We start from the raw sequence: 21,908 nt of genomic DNA, 5'->3' as shown, positions 1-21,908 counted from the left end.
ATGGGGCAGCAGGCTATGACTTATATTCCCGAAGAGAACAAACATGAAGTGCTGAAACTCAAAAACTTGATAGAAAAGCTAAGCTGGGGAATTGAATATTCTGACTTTCTTTCCCCGTTTGCAATAAAGTATGCAGTCGAGGTCCTATTAAAAAATCAAAATCATATTCTACACAGAAGTTGGGGCGGGTATAAAGGCAGCGAAAGAAATATATTGGCTCTTTTTAGCAGTGATTTTGAAGAATATGCAGAAAATCTCACATATCCAATACAAACAATTTTAATTGAAGCTAAGAATAACCTTTCTCACAGACAAATTTTGGGTAGTTTTATTGGAAACGGACTCAAAAGAGACAAAATAGGTGACATTCTGGTCAAAGAAAATAGCGCGCTTGTGTTTGTAAAAGATGAAATTGCAACATATATTGTAACAAATATAGACAAAATTGGCAAAGAGAAAGTGAAATGTAGTCTTGTTGAAAACAATCAAATCGACATAAAATGGTTTATCAGCGACAACAGTAAAAGAGTTGTTTATACAGTTGCATCGCTCAGAGTTGACAGTGTAATAAGCCACGGTTTTGGAATTTCAAGAGAAGCAGCAGCAGATTTAATCAAACAGATGAAAGTAGCAGTCAACTGGGTATACATTGATAAACCTTCGTATGCTGTTAAGGAAGGGGATTTGGTTTCGGTACGTCATCATGGGCGACTCAAAATCGAAAAGGTATTGTCCACTACGAAAAATGGAAGAATTAGTATAGAAGTTTTGAGATTTTCATAATTTTTTGCGGAGGTAAAATATTGATGTTAACCCCTCAAGATATTGAATTTAAGACCTTTAAAAGGGTGTATATAGGCGGGTACAGTGTTGAAGAGGTAGAAGAGTTTTTGGACCAAGTTTTAAAAGATTATGAGGCTTTGTACAAGGAAAATTTAGAGCTCAAAGACAAGATTGCACTTTTGAATGAGAACATTCAAAACTATAAGACAATTGAAGAGACGCTTCAAAACACGTTGATTGTTGCACAGTCAACTGCAGAGGAGATTAAAAAGGTCGCATATCAAAAAGCTGAGACAATAATCAAAGAAGCCGAGATGAAGGCTTCAAAGATGATAGAAGAAGCAAATAGCAAAGTTTTGCAAATAACATATGAATATGGGGAGCTTAAAAAGAGATATCAACTTTTTCTTAACAAGTTCAGGAATTTACTACAAACTGAACTTAGTGCACTTGAAATGGTAGACAAAGAACTACAAAACGACTAATATTTTTGGCAGGGGGATGAAACACGAGATGGACTGGAGTCAAACATTGAACTTACCAAAAACCGATTTTCCAATGAGAGCAAACTTAGCACAAAGAGAACCTCAATTTCTAAAGTTCTGGCAAGAAAATGATATTTTCAAAAAGATGCTCGAAAAAAATAAAAATAATAAAAAGTTTATTCTTCATGACGGACCACCTTATGCAAACGGCGACATTCATTTAGGACATGCCCTGAACAAAGTTTTAAAAGACATTGTAAACAAGTACAAATCATTGCAGGGCTATTACACACCTTATATTCCTGGATGGGACACACATGGTCTTCCAATTGAACAACAGGTTATCAAAAAGTTTGGTGTAAACAGACACGAAGTTGATCCAGTAGAGTTTAGGAAAAAGTGTAAAGAGTTTGCCCTCAGCTATATTGACATACAAAGACAGCAGTTCAAAAGACTTGGCGTGTTTGGTGAATGGGAAAATCCTTATATGACTTTAGACCCAAAATTCGAGGCAAGACAAATTCGCGTATTTGGAGAAATGGCTAAAAAAGGTTATATCTATAAAGGTCTAAAACCTGTTTACTGGTGTCCGTCGTGTGAAACTGCATTGGCAGAAGCAGAGATTGAATATCAGGAAGACAGGACATACTCTATTTATGTTAAGTTTGAAGTAGAAAATGACAAAGGATTGTTTTCAAATTTGCCCATAGGAGATAAAAAGGTATACATTGTAATTTGGACAACCACAACATGGACCCTTCCAGGTAATTTAGCAATTGCACTAAACGCCGATTTTGATTACAGCTTGGTTGACGTTGGGAATGAAATCTTAATTGTGGCATCTGAGCTTGTAGAAAGAGTAATGAAGACAAATAAAATTGAGCAATATCATGAGATTGCAAGGTTTAAAGGCAAGGATTTAGAATACGTAAAATGCAAACATCCTTTTTTGGATAGAACTTCTTTGGTAATTTTAGGCGAACATGTAACTTTGGAAGCAGGAACAGGTTGTGTTCACACAGCACCCGGCCATGGTGAAGAGGACTTTGAGGTTTGCCAGAGGTATAATATTCCTGTAATTGTTCCAGTTGACAATAAAGGATATTTGACAAAAGAAGCTGGCAAGTTTGCAGGTCTCTTTTATGAAGATTCAAACAAGGAGATTGCAAAGGAGTTGGAAAGCTCAGGTCATCTTCTTGGTGTTGAAAAGATAACTCACCAGTATCCTCACTGCTGGAGATGTAAAAATCCTGTTATATTCAGAGCGACCGAGCAGTGGTTTGCTTCAGTCAAAGGATTTAGAGAAGAGGCACTGAAGGCTGTAGATGATGTCAAATGGGTACCTGAGTGGGGAAGAGATAGAATTTACAATATGATTGCAGACAGGCAAGACTGGTGTATCTCAAGACAGAGAATCTGGGGTGTGCCAATTCCAATCTTCTATTGCAAAAATTGCAGGAAAGAGCTAATAACAGATGAGACAATTGAACATATAGCAAAAATATTTGAAAAAGAAGGTTCTGATGCTTGGTTTTCTAAGGATGTAAAAGAACTTTTGCCAGAAGGTGCAAAGTGTCCTATTTGTGGCTGTAGCGAGTTCGAAAAAGAAACCGACATCATGGATGTGTGGTTTGACTCAGGTTCTTCTCATGCTTATGTTTTAGAAAGCAGAGAAGATTTAGAGTGGCCATGTGATATGTACTTAGAAGGAAACGATCAGTACAGAGGATGGTTCCAGTCATCGCTTTTGACAGCTGTTGCAACAAAAGGAAGAGCACCGTATAGAATTGTTCTGACACATGGATTTGTTGTTGACGGCGAAGGGAAGAAAATGTCAAAGTCAGAAGGCAATGTGATATCACCGTTTGATATCATTAATGAGTTCGGAGCAGACATTTTAAGGCTTTGGTGCGTTTCAGCTGACTACACAACCGATATGAGAATTTCAAAGGATATTATAAAACAGCTAACAGAAATTTATAGAAAAATAAGAAATACAGCAAGATTCTTGCTTGGCAATCTTTATGACTTCGATCCGAAAACAGATAAGGTAGGATATGAAAACCTTAAAGAAATTGACAAGTGGGCATTACAAAGGCTGTATAAGTTGATTGAAAAGGTCACAAAAGCTTACGAAGAGTATGATTATAATCAGGTATATCATCTTGTTCATAACTTCTGTGTAATTGACATGAGTAATTTGTATCTTGACATAAACAAAGATAGACTTTATGCATCAAAAAGTGAAAGCCTTGACAGAAGATCTGCACAGACAGTCATGTACGAAATATTAATTGCACTCACAAAACTTATCGCACCAATTTTGTCTTTTACAGCAGAAGAAATTTGGCAGAATATTGCTTTCAAAGAAGAAGACGCTGAATCAGTGTTTTTGACAAGCTGGCCAAGTATCAATGAAGGTATATTAAGAGATGAAGCATTAAGAGAAAAGTGGGATAAAATAATTGAAATAAAAGACACTGTTGCAAAACAGCTTGAGATTGCAAGAAATGAAAAGCTTATTGGAAGTTCCTTAGACAGCAAAGTAAAGATTTTTGCAAAAGGTGATATAAAAAGATTTATAGAAGAAAACAAAGACATTATTCAGGAAGTGCTAATTGTTTCTCAGCTTGAGGTTGAAGAAGGCGATAGCGACCAGATAAAAGTAGAAGTTTATAAGGCTGATGGTTCAAAGTGTGAACGATGTTGGAAATTCGATACAATGGTTGGAAAGAATGAAGAAAGTTTAAATGTATGTCCAAGGTGCTATGAGGTTGTAAAAGGTAAATAACGTAAAGAAAGATGAGCCGGTGTATGGAATACCGGCTTGTCTTTTATTTAACAAAATCTGTGAAAAAGGATGGGTAGGATGGAAAATAGGATTTACTTAAGTTTAAAAAGAGAAGAAAAAAACATTCCAATTGTCTTTATTGAGAGAATAGAAAAAATCGGAGAATATCTTGCATCTTTTAACTGCTCAAATCTTGTAATATTTACCGACAAGATGGTCTACAGGCTCTACAAAGATTTTATTGATAGTCTTTCCTACTCTTACCTCTACCTTTTTGATGAAGGTGAGGAGTCAAAGTCAATAGAATCTTACCTAAAGGCAATTGATTATCTTTTAGATAGAAATGTGGACAGAAGAGCATTGTTTGTTGCAATTGGTGGTGGAGTTGTTGGTGATGTAGTCGGATTTATAGCATCTACATATAAGCGTGGTGTGAGACTCATTCACATTCCAACAACTCTTCTTTCAATGGTTGACAGTAGCATTGGCGGCAAAACTGGAATTAATTGTAAATCCTACAAGAACCAGATTGGGACATTTTATCAGCCAGAAATGATAATAATTTGTCCTAAGTTTTTAGAAACATTACCAAAAAGCGAGATTTTATCTGGTTTTGGTGAGATAATAAAATATGGATTTACATTAGATAAAAGTATATTGAATATGAAAGATAGATTTGAAAATGATGTTTTTGGGATTTTTCAAGATGAAATACTTGCTATGCAGTTGATAAAGAAATCTATTAACTGTAAAGTTAAAGTTGTTGAAAAGGATGAAAAAGAATCACTTTTGAGAGAAGTTCTGAATTTTGGCCATACTGTAGGTCATGCATTAGAGACGTATTACAATTACTATTTTTCTCATGGTATATTCGTTACTTTGGGAATGGTTGCTGAAATGATACTTTCAAACATTCTATTTAATTTTGATTTGTCAAACTTAGATTTTTTAATAAGAATTTTGGAGAAGAATAGTGTAAAACTTCCTCAAAGATTTGAGAAGAGCCAAATTATCTCAATTATGAAGTATGACAAGAAAAATATAAGTTCTTCTATAAGAATTGTTTTATTGAAGGATGTATGTGATTATGTTTTAGGTTACGAAATTAATGAAGATATTTTATATGAGGCACTTGATAAGTTCGAAAAAATTGTTTTATCTTAAAATGCCTCAGTCTGACAAAGTCAAGAAGAAGCTCCCTTGTCTTGGCTATATAGCTCACGAATTATAAAAATAAATGCCAAGAAAAGGGAGCTTTTTTATGTGTTAATTCTAATTTCTGCATCGTTATAGATTGTCAAATATTAATCATATTCTCTTATGACTCTGCATCAAAAGTCTTAAAAAACTTTTCAAAAACTTCTTTACAAATTGGTTTTTACTATTGTAAAATATATGTGTAATCACAATTGTAAAAGGAGAGTGAAGCAAATGAACAAGGATTTATTAAAGCCATCAGAAGCTGAGTTAGAGGGGAGGTTAAAAAAAGACATCAAATGGGAGTGAAGAAAGGTTTTATCAATAAAAATTGTTTTTAATAAGTAAAAGAAATTAAAATTAATAAGAGTGGTAAATATGTTTAGCATAAATAACTATGTTTTGAAGATATATGTATAAAACAGGGATGATAGTTATGTTTTGTTGTAGCTTTGATACTTCTTGAACATCATAAAAGAAAACACCAAAAGATTCTATTTTGAGTTTAAAAATTTGAATTAAAAAAATAGAAAAAGGAGTGTTTTCTCATGAAAATAAGAAATAAAATGGGAAATTTTTATATTATATTATCTCTACTGTTAATTTTTAGCATCAATCTTTCATCAGGTAAAAGCTTTTCTGAAATATCGAATTCCACAAAAGACACTAGCAATTTTTCAACTATCAACTCATAGTCTGAGCTACCCGATAAAGAACAATTAATTATATCTAATAAAAAATCTGAAATAAAATATAGATACATTAATTTGCTCCTCACTGAGTTAAATAATGTTAAAACAAATGAGGAAACAGCTAATTCACAATCAAAGATAGAAAACATAATAAAAGATTTTGTTAATGAAATGGAAGGAGATAAACTTATGGAAACCTCTCTCTTGGAAAGAATAAGATATATTCAAAACAACCGTAGTTTTTCAGAATTTAAGCCAATGTCTCAAATATTAATAAATTCGACAATTATATCGCTAAATCCTGTTTCAGAGTTGCAAAAGAATGATTATTATTGTGGGCCAGCTGCAGCTAACAATTGTCTTAAAGCTTCTAACATATACTATAAAAGAAGTAATCCGTCAATTGCTGTATCTCAAGATAATTTGGCTCAAGATTTGGAAACAACAACGGATGGTACGCCTTTTGACTCCCGCTGGGAAAGAGTTATGAGAGATTGGTCAGGTATTGTGCATGTAATAAAATGGTCTCCTTCAGAAATAGAATTATGGAATTACGTAACAAGTGATGTTCAATTTGGATATGGTGTTATTGCTGATATTCATATGGTTGCAGGTGGCTATCATCTACCTGGTTATGATAGACAAAAAGAATATTGGCATTATATTGCATTAATTGGTTATGATCCAGTAAATCATCAAATTTATTATTCAGATTCATCTAAATACAATAACGGATGTAAATTGACTGATAATTATAGCGAATTCGTTAAGTTATGCAAAGACAGAGGTATTGTCTGGTAATTTTAAATTAGATCAAATAAATCACAGAAACGAGGAGAAGTAAAAATGTGTAATATATCAAAAACTACGAAAAAAATATTTATTTTAATAACTGTTTTTATTTTATTTTCTTTTCTTAAATTCATTAATAGTCAACCATTACCGCGAATAGTATATTGTAAAAATCTTTTTGAATATTTTCCCAAAAATGAAGGAAATTTTAATAATATTCTTTTAAAAACATTTAAAAAGAATAAAGATGAAAATTTGATTATTACTATTGACTCAAATAGATTTATTGGACTTTCTAATAATGAAGATGCATATTTTATTAAAGACTTAAAGAAAAGACATACAAAGTTGATACACAAAATTACTGAAAAAAACTTTTTGAGCATTTCTGAAAACTTTGATGGAAGATATTTCTATTGGATAGAAGGAGAAAGAAAAAAGGGATATTTATATCTAAGTTGCAATTGGAAGTTATATGGATATGATATTAATACCAATACTATATGCTTGATTGATAAATGTAATGAAACAAGTGTTTCAGCTAATGATGATATGAAAGCCAAAGCATGTATTATGTGGAGAGATATATTTGCTCACAATGGCAAAGTTGTTTACTTAAACTACGAAAAGGATAAAAAAGGAATTATCTATTTAGTTATAAAATTATTTGATATGAAAACAAAAAAATATTCTATAATTGAAAAAATACCTGAAAAAGAAAATAGATTAATATATCCTCCATCTATTTATGGTGATAATATAGTTTGGTGTATATCAAATATTATAGAAACTCATACAATGAGGATAGAAAGTGGAGAAATATACTTATATAATATCGAAAAAAAGAAAAAAACAAAAATTTCTCCAAATAACGAACTTGTAATGCCAAGGATTTATAAAAATTATGTTATTGCTCTTCGACATATAAACGGAATAATTTCTCAAGATCAAATAGTTTTATGTGATATATCAAAAGCTCCATTTAAATGGAAAGTAATAGTATATCCTGAATTGTATTCTATGAAAAAATCAAGTATGGTTACATTTGCAGACCCATATATTTCTGGAGGATATTTATCTTGGTATGGTAATTACTTGAAAGATGGTATTTATATATTTTCATTAAAAGATCTAAAATATTACAAAATTCCTTATTTAAAACCTCAAAAAGGATATTCTAATTATGTTATGTTATATTCTGAAACTCCTTCTACTAATTTATTTATTAGAAACTATTCGAAAAACAATACTAACGACAAATTTAGTGAGTATTTAATTTTGAAGTGAATAACCAACATTTCATAAATTGATAATGATAATTGGTTAAGATAATAGGTGCTGTCCAAAAAGATGTAAACTGCCCCCTGTTAAGTAGATAGAAGGGAAGGGTGTGTGTAAATAATTGTGTAAATAATTTTGTGTATTTAAGATAAACCATCCTTCATGATATGTAATCATTCAGAATTTAATTGCCAACTTTCTATTTTTTAGTATTACCATTTTAACATTTTCTATCTATGCATAAATTTCTAACCTTGTGGAGAAAATTTAATACTGGGTTACAATATTCTCTTTTTTATCTGTTTTTTTTAACTGCTTCTATAGAAGCAGTTAAAATTTTATCTTCAATTTCAGAAATATTTCTTTTATACTTAGGAATTATCTTTGGTTCAAATTCACCTTCTCTGTCTCTTGGTATATCAATTTCCATCTCTCCAAATTTTGTTTTTACAGTCTTCTGAGTATATCCGTTTCGAGAGTTAGTAGTTTATTTGTTTTTAACATCATATTTCTCATAACATAGAGTTTCTTCAATCTCTGCTTCTAAAAAACTATGAAGTACATTCTTAAACAAATCTTTTAAACTTTCGTAAATATCACTTACACTCTGAATATTGTTTTTTCTTATAAACTCTAAGAGCTGCTCTTTTGTTAAAACATTTTCCATAACAAAAGACCTCCCTCTTGGATATTTTTGTTTATATTCTGGTTCTTACCAAGAAGGAGGTCCTTATACTTTACATAAAATTATTTATAGTCTCAAATATTTAAATTTTGTTGAAAATGAAAAATTAATTTTTAATAACATCATAATTCACTAAATTACCATTAACTTTGAACAAACGCTTAACTGTTTTACCTTTCAGTTTATAAATTGTACAACCCTCAGATGTCAAAAAAGAGTTTTTATCAAGAAAATAAACTTCTCCATTTACATAAATAGGCCAGTATGCATTCAAATCTTTTGAAATTTCCTCTATAAACTCTAAATTTCCTCTCTTAAAATCCAGCAAAACCAATTTCGCTCTAAAAGGTTCTTTGATAGTAGAATAATCGCCAAATCCTTTGTATTCTGGTTTACCCTGCGAGAAAATAAACTTATCTTCAGAAATAAAACAACCCGGTGGATTACATAGCCCTGTCTTTTCTATAAACTCTGTTACCTTTCCTGTTTTCACATCAGCTGCAGAAATCCATATCCACGGTGGATCGGCAGGAGTTCTTGTGCTGATCACAATCCATTTACTATCCTTGCTCCACTCAATAGAAAGAACAAGCCGATACACATTGTCAATTGGCAGATTGCCAAATCTTTCAGATAGCAACTTTTTCTTGATGTTTTTGTTTAAATCAAGCACAACCAATGATGTAGCAAGTTCATTTTCTTTATTATTGTTCTCTCCGCAAGCTATATATCTTCCATCTGGTGAGAGAACAGGCCAGCAAAATGACCCCTTTGCAACTTGTTTTAATATAAAACTGTTATTCGCAGAAGACTCTTTATTTTTTGAAGCAGGTTGAGACTTTAGAAGATACAGCCCTTTTTGAGTTGCAATAACAAACACATTTCTTTCTTTATTTACACTAATATATTTTATTTCCTCTGGCATTTGCTTGCAATAAACCTCTTTTTTGGATTTGTAATCCACTAAAATTAGCTCTTTTAGATTTGCACTACAATATGCTACCTGTTCTATTCCCCATGCAAAAAAACGAGTTGGGAAATAACCCCATTCTGAAGTCATTTTATTGTCTGTTTTAATTCTGAAAAGTAAATCTTCTCTACCACTACTATGCCTGATTTTGCCATAAAATAAAGCAAAAAAGTTACCATTTTCGGTTTTATCAAAACGCTCTACATAGCCTACTTTTTCTGAAATATTCCCTATTAGATGACTTATAATAACATAACAAATTATTCCTGCTATTATTAATGTTATAAGTATACTTAAAAGTAAACTTTTATAAATATTTTTTATTTTTAAAACATTCAGTTTCATATTAATATTTTATCTCCTTTTTAGGTAACTTTTTTTAATATCAGTAAATAAATACTATCCAGCTATATTTCTGGATAGTCCTATTAAAAATATAACTATCTAACAATCATTAATGTTCTTTATTATTGATTATCCGTCAGTTACATACTTATAACGCCATGGTTCATACTTATTGTCAACTAAATCAGTATAAGTATGCCCTCGACATATTACTCGGTCATAACCACCCGTAGTGCTTTCATATACCACATATTCATTATTAGCATTTCTTGTGTAATACAACATTACATGGTCACTTGTTAAGAGAATATCTCCTTGTTTTAATGAAGAATAATTTCCTACATTGCCCAATTGCATTGACACACTTTTTAACTGTGTTGTACTGTGATGACTTGCCAATTCCCAACATTTGCTTACAAATCCTGAGCAATCAACTCCTGCTGTTCCTCCTACATAACCATGCTGAGGAGATGTATCAACATTTCCAGCTGCATATCCCTGACTAATCTCACTATCAAAACCAGTCAAAGAGCTAAAACCACCCCAACAATATGGAACTTGGTAATAGTATGTGTTATATGATTTTATAAAATAAGGTCTTTTCCACCAATTTGGATTTGCTACTTTTGAACCATCATAGTTCTCCTTATTACAATACCACTGGTGCCACTGATAATTTTGTGCCGTTGAAATTATTTGAGATCTGCTTATGCTGCTATTTGTAATAGAAGAAAAATTTTTTTCTACTGATTTTTCAGATTGAACTATTGTATCATTCGGAATATTTTCATTTTTGTATTTTCCTGTATTTCTAATAAATTCTTCAGGAGATTGCCAAGAAGTAACCATAAGTACATCAACACTTTTTTCAGAAGGTACCAATACATAGACATTTCCTTCATCAATTACAATATGCCGTTGGGGAATAATATAATAAATATCAAGAGGAATTTGGACAGCTCTTTCTATTTTACCACTTTCACTGTCAAATCCAACTACCGAAATTCCATCTTTGTTTTCCAATTTCCAATATACTATATTTCCATTCATCCCAATATAGCGGTTAGTTCCTTGCTCAAATCCTGAAGGAAATTCAAATCGCATAATTTTCCCTGTTAATGTAAAAATCTGACCTCCTATTACTTTTCCATTTTCCCAATTAAGCTTCCACATAATTTTATCATAAGACATATTATTTTTTTTCTCTTCTGTAATCGTAAGAGTTCTTGTTCCATTAGAATCTGGTACAAAGTTACTTGTTTGCTTATCTTTTAATATCGCTGTTTTCATTTCTCTTTCACCAGAAATTACAACATATGGTCCATCTTCACTAACTCCAAAATCAGATAATGGCTCCAAACAAACTTCTCTCCCTAAGGATTTGACTTCAACCTGACCATTCAATATTGTAATCAAACTGTTTAACCCAGCATCAAATAAATATATCTTCCCTGCCTTATCAACTGCCATATTATAAATCCAATAATTCTCTGGAAAAAATATTCTATCAATTAAGTTTCCATTGGTTTTACTATATATTAAAACCCTGTGATGAACATTGTCAAGTACATATACTTTGTCCCCTTTGACATCAAAGGCATTTGGACCTTCGGGACCACTTCGCCCAGCTGAACCCGTGTATTCGATTCCCTCTTCAGATACAGGAATACTTACAATTTTCTTGAAGTTAGAAAGCTTAAGGTCTTCTTTAACTCCTTCACTATCAGTTGCACTGGTTTTGATAGTTAAAAAAGATAAAGGAGATACTAAAATCAAACTACAGATTATCAAACACGCTATCATTTTCTTATAATTTTTCATCATAGGTTCACTCCTTCCTTGATATATCTCTAAATTTTAATAAAAATACAAAAATTTTTATCACATTAAGTAATTTTGCCTTTATATTACTATTGTTGCTTTAATATATTTTTTCTTGCTTAATATTAGCGTCATTTTAAATCTGCCTTTACTAATTTCCTAACATTTTTGACTCACCTCTTGAATAGTTTTTTATTTATCACAATTATACCACACATGTAGTAACACTACAATTGTAAGATCAGACAAAAAAAAATAAATACATTCTCTCAATTTTTTAGTAAAATATCATACTATAAGTTCTAATAACTAATTTTCGGCATAGATGAATAGAAAGACATGTTTAGGCTTGAATCTTTTTGTATAAAAATCTCCAAAAAACTTTTCAAAAACCTCTTTACAAATTGGTTTTTACTATTGTAAAATATATGTGTAATCACAATTGTAAAAGGAGAGTGAAGCAAATGAACAAGGATTTATTAAAGCCATCAGAAGCTGAGTTAGAGGTTATGAAAGTTTTGTGGGAAGAAGGAAAGCCCCTGAGTGCACCAGAGATAGTGCAAAGGTTAAAAGAAAAAGACATCAAATGGGAAAAGTCAACCATATACACATTGATTGACAGGCTTGTAAAAAAGAAAGCAATAAAGCAAGAGAAAAAAGATAAACTTTATTACTACAGTCCTTCTATTAGCAAAGAGGAATACGCAAAGATAGAAACAGCAAGGGTATTGAATAAGCTATTTAATGGCTCTGTAAAAGATTTAATAGCAGCATTAGTTGAAAGTGGAAACTTAAAAAAAGAAGAGCTTGAGGAGATTAAGAAGTTATTAGGAAAAGAGGAGTAGAGATGAGATGAATATAGAAGTTATATTCAAATGGATTTTAGTAATGACAGTAGGTGGTAGCATAGCTGTTTTGATATTTGCTATTTTGAGCAAAATCTTTAAAGAGCATTTGAGCGCAAGGGCAAGGTATTATATTTGGATGATAGGGCTTTTTTGTTTTACCATTCCATGGAATGTATTGATTAAATTTTGTAAGAAAGATAGTAGAGTACTAAATCAGAGTATTATATTAGGCAACAGCAGTCATATAACCTCAAAACTCAGTAACACTAGTTCATTGAACTTACAACTAACAGAAAATACAGCACAAGGTGGGGCTTTAACTGCCCTGCCTTCTGAAAATATTGGTTATTTTAATCTTGAAGTTTTACGTAAAGTTATAGTTTACGTCTGGCTCATAGGTGCCATTATATTTTTCGCATGGTTTTTAATGAGGTATATTTGGTTTAAACTGATACTTGTAAGAAACTCAAGAGAATGCTCTAATGAATATTGCAAAAGGATAATTGAGAGATATTGTAGGTTAAAAAGAATTTCAAGAAAGATAAAGGTATTAGAAAATGACATTATACCAACACCCATGCTGATAGGAACCATTACGCCCATCTTGCTAATACCTGCAAAGGCCATAGTAAGAGAAGATTTAAGATTAATCATAAGACATGAACTTGTACACTTCAAGAGAAAAGATGTACTTGTTAAATGGCTAAGTAAATTAATAAATGCACTTCATTGGTTTAACCCCTTAGTATACTTTGCTGTTTTAAAGCTAAATAGAGAATGTGAATATTCATGTGACGAAGAAGTAATAAGAAAGCTTAAGAAGGATGGCAAAAGGAAGTATGCAGAGGTACTTTATAACACACTTTTGGTGAGTATAGGAAGTGGAGCAGGTGCGGCATTTGGTCTGGTAGGTAGAAAAGAAAGCATTGTTGAGAGATTTAGGTTTATTATGAGTTTGGAGGCAAGGAAAATGAGCAAAGGTGCAAAGGTGTTTGCTGTGGTGTTAGTATTGACAACAATATTTCTCAGTGCATTTGTTCAAATTTGGGCAAAAGACATTTTGAGTTTTGAAAGCAGTGAAATAGAGGCAATCAAATCAACCATAGAAGGATTTTATGAAACGCAGTACAAAGCTTATCTTCAAATGGAGTATATAGATATAACACCATACTTGGATATGTCAAAGATACAGAATCAAAATAAGGTAATAGCTCTCAAAGAATTGGTATTCAGAAGAAAATATACAGACGAAAAAAAATACTGTTATGTTGAGAAGAGACATTTTCCATATGAACTTCATTATAAGAACATAGAGCTTGATGGCAACAAAGCCAAAGTAGTTATTGACTTAGAGATAAAACTAAAAGAAGCATATCCATCATTTATTTCTTATGGAGAAAATATTTTTGAATTAGAAAAGCAGGATGGGACATGGAAAATTACAAAGCATATCTATGATAAATGGGCCTTAATGTTCTATGAATTCTCTACTGACCAAAAGTTACCAGAACCTGATTACGAGCAGATAAAAAAGCAAATAGATAAAGATTTTGGAGTTAAGTAATAATTTGCATGATATTAAAAAAATGGAGGCGAAAAGTTATGTCGTACATTCTTATTTTCAATAGTTCCTGATTAAACAATTGAACACCATGTAAAAACTAAAAGAAAGGGGATATTTCAAATGAGAAAAATTGTACTGTTTTTGTTATGTTTAATTCTAATAATACCAAATTCCATTGCTTATGCAAATTCACATAAAAACAATGAAGAAGAAATCATTAAAAACGTTATTGAATCTTTTTACAACACTCAGTACGATGCATATTTACAAATGGAATATAAAGACATAACACCTTACCTTGACATGACTAAAATACAGAATCAAAACAAAGTAATAGCTCTGAAAAATTTAACAGCAAGAAGAAAGTATATTTATCAAAAAGGGTATTGTTACATCGAAAAAAGACGATTTCCATTAGAGTTCAATTACAAAGCTATTGATATAAACGGTAATCAAGCAAATGTTATATTAGAAATAAAATTAGATGGACAGAATGCCTATCCACCTTTTATTTGTGGTGGCGAAAATATATTTAAGTTAATAAAGATGGAAGATGGCTGGAAAATTACAGAACATGATTATGAAGATCTAAGTTTCTATGAAATTTCAAAAGAAAAATTAATAAGAGAATTTCAACCGAAAGAATTAGCTGAAATGATTGATCAGGAATTTTCTCCAGATTCCAAGAAAGTATATAAAAACTTCAATGATGTTGAATTGAAAAGTAATGTTGGTATTCTTAGTTTGCCAGCAGTAAATCATTATTATAGTACATCAAGAGCTGTTGAATATGCAAACAAATACGTGTTTAACCGTAATACCAAGTTTTATGATGCAACCTCTGGAGGAGGAGATTGCACAAACTTTGCATCTCAAGTTTTATGGTATGGATTTGGAGCAAATGATACTATGAACGATATATTAAACAAAGTGATGATGGTTCCTGGTTCATATGAAGAAGGGTGGTATGCTGGTCCTGGTGGAGGCTCAAAAAATTGGGAGAATGTTGAAGCTTTCTGGAGTTATATGACAAGCTATAAATCTATTGACACACCTGGTCCACGCGTTGTTGTAGTAGGCAGTATAAATTCATTAGATAATGGCGGAATAATGCAAATTGATTATTATAACGATGGGAGATTTGATCATACTGCAATTCTTGTAGACAAAATTACACGGAAATTTGCACAACATACTGAAAATTGTTATCGCTATTATTCTGATTATGAAGGTAATAAAAGATTTTTCAATCCATATTATTTTAGAGAAATAGAATAAGAATACAACAAATACAATCTTATTTCCCACTATCTTCAAAGATTGCACACCTTCAGAATAGAAATTTGATTATGAATATTTTCCACTGTTTATTAATGTTTTTCTGAAGGTGTGCTTTTATTAAGAAATTAAGAAATTATAAAATGGGAGGCGAATACATTGAAGATAAAAAAAGTTATTCCATATATTTTATTATTCACACTAATGATGCTAAATATAAGCGGGTGCACAAGAAAGGATTTTACAAAAAAAGAAGATGAATACACTAAAGCTCAAAAAATAGCTGTTTCAGCATTGTCAGATGCTTTTTATATGGTTAAAAATAAGAATTTTAATGTACTTAAATATAAAAAACATGATAATTGGTATCTATTTTTATTTTATATGACTACCGATAATTCACCCCAATATTTGTTATGTTTGGTTGAAAACAATAAAGCGTTATGGTATGCATCTGCTGGGTATCCAGCAATGAGTATGGGATTTGGAGTAAATCGGGTCAAATACAAAGGTAAAAGCATTTATTTTTGCAACCTGAATACTTCCACTTGGATACCATCAACAGGCGCACGAAAGCCTACTAATTACACTAAAATGGTATTTGAATTTGAAAATGGGACAAAACTAATAGAAAATGTAAAAGGTGACAAAGGATATATTGTTATTGTAGACGGTTATAAAAAGCTAAAAGACTTAATCTTATATAACGCAAAAGGAGAAATAGTAAATAGATACGAAGATATAGGTTATGACTGTTATGAGTGTAAGGTAGTTGCGTTTAAACATGTTAACCTCAAAGAGTAATATCTCGAGGGGATGAAAAATTATGAATTTAACTATTTGGAAAAAAGGAAATGTAAAAATAAAAACATTTTTATACGTTTCTATAAGTTTAATAATAGCAGGAATAATTTGTTTTGTTATTATAAGTCATCTAATAGGAAATATTTCAGAAAAAGTTGGCTATGTAGAGCGTTTTGATAAAACCGAAAATGGTGACTTTTTTGCTTTATTTTATGGCAAAATCAGGCACAGTAGTGGCAAAGAAGATTTGCTTTTCAAAGTCAAAATGAGCCGCAATAAAATTAAGGGTTTAGATTATTTTCCTGTACGCTTATTTGCATGGGGAAAAAATCAGGTAGCTTATTGTGGTGAGGATTTGAAAGAGTTAATTTTAGTTGATTACAAAACTAAAAAAGAAGTTTATCGAAAACGAATGCCAGAAATGATAAAATATATCAGTGCCAATAAACAAACAGGTGAGTTTGTTATTGCCACTGAAAAAAGACTGTATCTTTTGAAATCAGAGTATGTTCCAAAAAACAAAATATATACTTTTTCACTAAAAAAAGTTGCAAGAGGTTCATTTTGCTGGCCAGTTCTTTCACCAAACGGAAAGTATATTGCCTGTGGTGAGATGGATAACAAAGAAAATGATGCTGCTACATCACTGGTTGTAATTGACTTGAACAAAAACAGTAAGAAGAAGCTACTTTCCGAAAGATTTGGAGATATGCCAATTAATAATGTTTACAGAATTATTTACTCTGTTGCATGGAGCAGGGATAGCAGATATGTTGCTATCAGTACTTCAACTCCTGCTGATCCATCATATATCTGGGTTTCTGTTGCTGACGTATTAACAGGGAATGTAACAGAGTTTACGAAAAATACAGGGCTGTGCTCTCCGCCTGTAAATTCTTTTTCGGGAGATAAATTTATTTTCTCACAGGGGAGTCCTGGATATGAAGAATTTGGTGACTATTCAAATATTAGAGACCCTTTTAGAGCAAAATTAGTACTATTAAATATTAAAAATGGAAGTTTAGAATATATTAGCGAAATTCAAAAAAATATAAATGCCTACTGGCCTGTTGTTGGTGTTGATGGAACATACTTTACTGATAAAGGCGGATACTTTTCAAGTGGAGAAGGGTGTTCAATTTACAAGCTAAAAAGCAAAAGAGTACTTCAGTTGTTTAAAGTAAGAGGAAATTTGGTGAGTTATGATACTATTCGAATACATTAGAGCTGATAAACAACTATTATAAGTCGCCACTATTTTTAATTGTTGCTTGAAAAATCGCTTATGATCCATTTGTTTTTAATTTTCTCAACCAAGAGAACCATTTTTTTAATATCACCATAAGGGTCAGCTGGATTTATGGTGTAAGAGTCTGTGAAGCAGTACACAAAATAAAAATATCCTTTTTTGTACCAAATAACGGTTTGCTTGGGGTCAGCAGGTTCTACCTTATAGTAACAGGTATAAGTATCTTGTGTAGGTTTGGGAAAAAGTATTTTTAGGACTTTTTCAGATACAAATGAATATATATCTTTGTTTGAAGCAAGACCAAGGATGCTTTTGTGATTGGCTTCATTTAGCACAGCTTTAATAATTTTATAATGTACTTGCCTTTCTGCTTTTACTTTACTTATGTTGCTGTCCACAGTTGAGTTGTTTATATTCTTTTCTTCAACAACGGGTAAAACTGAGATGATATCTGCTATAAATTTCTTCTTGTTTTTTATAATATGAATTCTCTCGGAGCTATTGTCTTCTGGCTTATGCTCATTTAAGATTGTGTCAGCCTTAATGTGAGAGATTTTTAAACTAATACTTAATAATACCAATGATCCAATGAGAATTAAAGAAAATATTACCATTGAATTGCGAAATATTTTTTGCATTTGTTTAATCCCCCTTAATTTTACTTTATATTAGTTCCTTGAAAACTCAGTTTATAAATATTATACTACATATGTAGATGAAATTCAATTGTAGGCAAAAAAGCAAGAACATTATTTCAAGTACTAATTCCTTATAACTAAAAAAACAAACGGGGTACTCAATTCTTACAATACCCCGTTTTTTGACAGACTACTTTTCTTTGAGTTTTGAAATATTCTCCTCAAATGGTGGGAAAATAACACCTTTTTCTGTAATTATAGCAGTAATGTTCTCAGCCGGTGTTACATCAAATGCAGGATTAAAAACCTTCGATCCATCCGGAACAATCTTTTTATCATTGAAAAATCTTATTTCATCTTCGCTTCTCTCTTCAATAGGAATTTCTGAGCCTGATTTTATGTTAAAATCAATGGTTGATACAGGCGCTGCAATGTAAAAAGGAATGCCATGGTGCTTTGCTAAAACAGAAAGAGAGTAAGTTCCAATCTTGTTTGCTGTATCTCCGTTTAAAGCGATTCTGTCAGCCCCTACTATAACACAATCAATTTTTCCAAGTTTCATAAGGTAACCTGCCATGTTGTCACAAATAACTGTGTTAGGAATACCGTCTTCTGAAAGTTCAAATGCTGTGAGCCTTGCACCCTGAAGATACGGCCGTGTCTCATCTACATAAACATGAATATTTTTACCGGTAAATTGAGCCTCGCGTATAACACCAAGTGCAGTTCCATACCCACCTGTTGCTAAAGCTCCTGCATTACAGTGAGTAAGAATATTTGCACCTTCTTTTATAAGTGTATTTCCATTCTCACCAATCTTTTTATTGATATTTTTGTCTTCATCTTCTATTTTCCTTGCCTCTTGTAGCAGCAAACTATAAATTTGGCTTTGGGAAAGATTTCTTGCCTCTTCAAAAATCTTTTTCATCCTCTCAAGTACCCAGAAAAGATTTACAGCTGTTGGTCTTGAGCTCGCAAGATAGTTTATAATCTCATAAATTTTAGTGGGCTCCATGTTCTTTTCAATTATCTCCTTAAAGCCCAATACAACTCCATATGCAGCAACAATTCCAATAAGCGGTGCTCCTCTTATAATCATATCCTTTATTGCTACATATACATCCTGATATGTGCTACAAACAAAATACTCTTTTTCAAATGGCAGCTTTCTCTGGTCAAGCACAATGAGCTTATCATTTTCAAACTCAAAGTGTTTCATCTTTCTTCTTACTCCTTACAGACATAATCTACATCAATCTTTTCAATCATTCTGTATATAAGCTTTTTTACTTTGTCATTATTTTCTCTAAAGACTCTATAAACTTCTTCTTCTGTCACAGGCTTTATATCATCTCTTCCCTCAAGCCCAGCATCATAGTCTGTAATAAGGGATATATTCACATAGCAGATACCAAGCTCTTTTGCAAGTACTACTTCTGGATACTGTGTCATGTTGATAACATCCCAGCCCATAGAAGAAAACCATCTGCTCTCAGCAGTTGTGGAAAATCTCGGACCTTGTATTACAACAACTGTCCCCTTTTCATGCACAGTAATTCCAAGCTCTTTTGCAGCCTCAATTGCAATTTTTCTCAAATATTCACAGTACGGCTTTGCAGCAGATATGTGCCTTACTTCAGGTCCTTCAAAGAATGTGTCTTTTCTTCCCCATGTCCTGTCAACAAACTGGTCACACACAACAAAGTCACCAGGTTTTATCTCAGGCTTTAAGCTTCCTGACGCTGTTGGTCCAATTATCTTTTTGACTCCAAGCATCTTCATTGCCCAAATGTTTGCTCTGTATGGAATTAAATGAGGTGGATATTGATGATTTTTCCCGTGTCTTGGCAAGAAAGCTACTTTTTTGCCTGCAATCTCAACCAAAGAGATTTTGTCGCTTGGTTTTCCGTATGGTGTTTCAAGTTCTATCTCTTCAACATTGTCTTCTAAAGAATAAAAACCAGATCCGCCAAAGACCCCTATATCAGCTCTGTATTCCATCTTTTCTTACCTCCAACAATAAAAACTTTTGCATTTCAAAAAAATTATATAAATAAAATGTGCAAAAATCAACAAAATAATTTATTGAGAAGGTGAGACAATGTCAAGAGACGAATTTGAAGAAAAGTTAAATGATTTTATTTTAAAACTTGAAAGGATGAATTTTAGCTACTATGTAGAATATTTGAAAAACCCCAAAAAGATAATTTTTTCAAATTTCTTATCGGGTGCTGCACGGGGATTTGGAACAGCTTTTGGCTTTTCTATTTTGGGTGCTCTTCTTTTATATATACTTAACGCTATCGTAAAGTATAACCTTCCTGTAATTGGCCGATATATTGCTGAAATATTGAAATTTGTAAAGTTTTATATGCATTAAAAAACTTCAGTAAAAGGAGAGATTAATATTGCAGCCAGCTGAAATTGAAATGCTGAAAAAATTGCTTTTAGAGAAAAAATCTGAAGTAGAAGAGTATTTAAAAAATACTAAAGAAAATCAGGTTGCAAACTTTAGCTCACTCTATTCAAATGAGGTGTCAAACTATGACAATCATCCAGCTGACATTGCATCAGACCTATTTGAAGCGGAAAAGAACATGAGCTTGAAAGCTGACATGAAAAGGAAACTTAAGCTGATTGAAAAAGCACTCTCCAAAATTGAAAAGGGAAACTTTGGCTACTGTATGTCCTGCAAAAAAGAGATTCCTATAGAAAGGCTTTTGGCAATCCCTTATACAGAATTTTGTATAGAGTGCCAGAAAGATATGGAAAATCAAGAAAATTATCAAACAGACCAAAAACCAATCGAAGAAAAGGTGCTGGGCAAACCTTTCAATGACAAGTTTCCAAGTCAAGGTGAAGAAGAGCATGATGGTACAGATATGTGGAGCATACTTGAGATGCATTCAACAAGCAACGGTCCACAGGATGAAATGGTATCTGACGGAAGGAAGTTTTATAAAAAAATAAATGATGTTGAAGATACAGTTGAAGAGGTGGATAAAATCTCAACTGACGATGCCAAAAAATGGCTATAAAGCTTCTTGTTTTTTGCTTTTAATTGGTTGATATATTATAATAAAAAAAGAATACTTGCAGATACGAATTGATAATTAAAAAGGTGAGAAAGAATTTGGTTTACTGGATTATAATTATGTCAACTTTTGTGTTAGACCAGATAACAAAGGCAAGAGCTGAAAATGTTTTTGTAGATAGTCCTGTCAATTTACTGGGTGGAATTTTGTCGCTCACCTATGTGCAAAACAGAGGTGGGGCTTTTTCCATCTTAGAGGGGAAAAGAAGATTTTTTATAACGGTTTCAATCATCCTCATTTTGTTTTTATGTTATATGATTTTCAAATCCACAAACAACCTTTACAGGCTTTCTTTTTCGCTGATAGTGGGAGGAGCAATAGGAAATCTTTTTGATAGGATTGATAAAGGTTATGTGGTAGATTTTATAGACATAAAAGTCATACCTGTTTTTAATCTTGCTGATTTCTTTATAACCTGTGGCGTGCTTCTTTTGATATTTTTGATACTAATAGGCGTTTGCAAAATAGGTGGTGATTGAAGGTAAAAGGCACCAATACTAACATGAAATACAATCAAGATACAAAAAGAAAAGAGAAGTGAAAACCAAATATTATCAATACCAACAAAAATAATCAGCAACAAACATATG

General features: G+C 31.9%; 19 protein-coding genes and 1 pseudogene. 14 read left to right on the top strand and 6 right to left on the bottom strand.

The annotated features are described in order from the left end of the window. From CALHY_RS07010 to CALHY_RS06980, 6 genes are all read left to right on the top strand, one after another. Window positions 1-783 (top strand): YlmH family RNA-binding protein, encoded by a 783-nt coding sequence (locus tag CALHY_RS07010; protein ID WP_013403270.1) that lies wholly within the window; start codon window positions 1-3, stop codon window positions 781-783. Window positions 784-806: 23 nt separating this feature from the next. After that, complete coding sequence (locus tag CALHY_RS07005; protein ID WP_013403269.1) at window positions 807-1,268, top strand: DivIVA domain-containing protein; 462 nt, start codon at window positions 807-809, stop codon at window positions 1,266-1,268. Between the two features lie 28 nt (window positions 1,269-1,296). Continuing rightward, on the top strand, window positions 1,297-4,059 hold the full coding sequence (gene ileS / locus CALHY_RS07000) for an isoleucine--tRNA ligase (protein ID WP_013403268.1): 2,763 nt from the start codon (window positions 1,297-1,299) through the stop codon (window positions 4,057-4,059). Window positions 4,060-4,137: 78 nt separating this feature from the next. Then, window positions 4,138-5,223, top strand: coding sequence for a 3-dehydroquinate synthase (aroB, locus tag CALHY_RS06995; RefSeq protein ID WP_013403267.1), 1,086 nt, complete (start codon window positions 4,138-4,140; stop codon window positions 5,221-5,223). Window positions 5,224-6,137: 914 nt separating this feature from the next. Then, window positions 6,138-6,749 (top strand): C39 family peptidase, encoded by a 612-nt coding sequence (locus tag CALHY_RS06985; RefSeq protein WP_148222358.1) that lies wholly within the window; start codon window positions 6,138-6,140, stop codon window positions 6,747-6,749. 45 nt (window positions 6,750-6,794) lie between these two features. Next, window positions 6,795-8,027, top strand: coding sequence for a hypothetical protein (locus CALHY_RS06980; RefSeq protein WP_013403264.1), 1,233 nt, complete (start codon window positions 6,795-6,797; stop codon window positions 8,025-8,027). A 325-nt stretch (window positions 8,028-8,352) separates the two neighbouring features. On the opposite strand, the pseudogene CALHY_RS13575 reads toward CALHY_RS06980, so the two are convergent. From CALHY_RS13575 to CALHY_RS13680, 3 genes and pseudogenes are all read right to left on the bottom strand, one after another. Further along, window positions 8,353-8,688 (bottom strand): annotated as a pseudogene (locus tag CALHY_RS13575) (transposase); the annotation flags it as partial. Between the two features lie 124 nt (window positions 8,689-8,812). Continuing rightward, window positions 8,813-10,021, bottom strand: a complete 1,209-nt coding sequence (locus tag CALHY_RS06970; protein ID WP_013403263.1) for a hypothetical protein — start codon at window positions 10,019-10,021, stop codon at window positions 8,813-8,815. A gap of 129 nt (window positions 10,022-10,150) precedes the next feature. Further along, window positions 10,151-11,842 (bottom strand): NHL repeat-containing protein, encoded by a 1,692-nt coding sequence (locus CALHY_RS13680; RefSeq protein ID WP_013403262.1) that lies wholly within the window; start codon window positions 11,840-11,842, stop codon window positions 10,151-10,153. A gap of 464 nt (window positions 11,843-12,306) precedes the next feature. Here CALHY_RS13680 and CALHY_RS06960 point away from each other — a divergent pair, with 464 nt between their 5' ends. The 5 genes from CALHY_RS06960 to CALHY_RS06940 all read left to right on the top strand — a co-directional run bounded on the left by CALHY_RS06960 (window position 12,307) and on the right by CALHY_RS06940 (window position 17,561). Next, window positions 12,307-12,687: a BlaI/MecI/CopY family transcriptional regulator gene (locus CALHY_RS06960; protein ID WP_013403261.1), complete on the top strand. Its 381-nt coding sequence runs from the start codon at window positions 12,307-12,309 to the stop codon at window positions 12,685-12,687. A gap of 7 nt (window positions 12,688-12,694) precedes the next feature. Beyond that, window positions 12,695-14,254 (top strand): M56 family metallopeptidase, encoded by a 1,560-nt coding sequence (locus CALHY_RS13320; protein WP_013403260.1) that lies wholly within the window; start codon window positions 12,695-12,697, stop codon window positions 14,252-14,254. A gap of 120 nt (window positions 14,255-14,374) precedes the next feature. After that, window positions 14,375-15,532 (top strand): amidase domain-containing protein, encoded by a 1,158-nt coding sequence (locus CALHY_RS06950; protein WP_013403259.1) that lies wholly within the window; start codon window positions 14,375-14,377, stop codon window positions 15,530-15,532. A 159-nt stretch (window positions 15,533-15,691) separates the two neighbouring features. Beyond that, window positions 15,692-16,336 carry a hypothetical protein gene (locus CALHY_RS06945; RefSeq protein ID WP_013403258.1) on the top strand — a complete coding sequence of 215 codons (645 nt, stop codon included), beginning with the start codon at window positions 15,692-15,694 and terminating at the stop codon, window positions 16,334-16,336. Window positions 16,337-16,358: 22 nt separating this feature from the next. Beyond that, complete coding sequence (locus tag CALHY_RS06940) at window positions 16,359-17,561, top strand: hypothetical protein (RefSeq protein ID WP_013403257.1); 1,203 nt, start codon at window positions 16,359-16,361, stop codon at window positions 17,559-17,561. A 35-nt stretch (window positions 17,562-17,596) separates the two neighbouring features. On the opposite strand, the gene CALHY_RS06935 is transcribed toward CALHY_RS06940, so the two are convergent. From CALHY_RS06935 to CALHY_RS06925, 3 genes are all read right to left on the bottom strand, one after another. Further along, window positions 17,597-18,223, bottom strand: a complete 627-nt coding sequence (locus CALHY_RS06935) for a hypothetical protein (RefSeq protein ID WP_013403256.1) — start codon at window positions 18,221-18,223, stop codon at window positions 17,597-17,599. A gap of 190 nt (window positions 18,224-18,413) precedes the next feature. Then, window positions 18,414-19,442, bottom strand: a complete 1,029-nt coding sequence (gene mtnA / locus CALHY_RS06930) for an S-methyl-5-thioribose-1-phosphate isomerase (protein WP_013403255.1) — start codon at window positions 19,440-19,442, stop codon at window positions 18,414-18,416. Window positions 19,443-19,450: 8 nt separating this feature from the next. Next, window positions 19,451-20,224 carry an S-methyl-5'-thioadenosine phosphorylase gene (locus tag CALHY_RS06925; RefSeq protein ID WP_013403254.1) on the bottom strand — a complete coding sequence of 258 codons (774 nt, stop codon included), beginning with the start codon at window positions 20,222-20,224 and terminating at the stop codon, window positions 19,451-19,453. 100 nt (window positions 20,225-20,324) lie between these two features. Between CALHY_RS06925 and CALHY_RS06920 the strand changes: the two genes are divergently transcribed. The 3 genes from CALHY_RS06920 to lspA all read left to right on the top strand — a co-directional run bounded on the left by CALHY_RS06920 (window position 20,325) and on the right by lspA (window position 21,797). Beyond that, window positions 20,325-20,603, top strand: coding sequence for a DUF5665 domain-containing protein (locus CALHY_RS06920; protein ID WP_013403253.1), 279 nt, complete (start codon window positions 20,325-20,327; stop codon window positions 20,601-20,603). A gap of 28 nt (window positions 20,604-20,631) precedes the next feature. Beyond that, entirely contained in the window at window positions 20,632-21,261 is a 630-nt protein-coding gene (locus CALHY_RS06915) for a TraR/DksA C4-type zinc finger protein (protein WP_013403252.1), read from the top strand. 95 nt (window positions 21,262-21,356) lie between these two features. Then, the gene (lspA, locus tag CALHY_RS06910) at window positions 21,357-21,797 is read left to right on the top strand and encodes a signal peptidase II (RefSeq protein WP_041723135.1); all 441 of its coding nucleotides are present in this window, start codon (window positions 21,357-21,359) and stop codon (window positions 21,795-21,797) included. Window positions 21,798-21,908: the final 111 nt, after the last annotated feature.

This window comes from Caldicellulosiruptor hydrothermalis 108, from assembly GCF_000166355.1.
Classification (GTDB): Bacteria; Bacillota; Thermoanaerobacteria; order Caldicellulosiruptorales; family Caldicellulosiruptoraceae; genus Caldicellulosiruptor; species Caldicellulosiruptor hydrothermalis.
The sequence above is the reverse complement of the archived record's forward strand: the minus strand, read 5'-3'. Positions and strand labels throughout refer to the sequence as shown.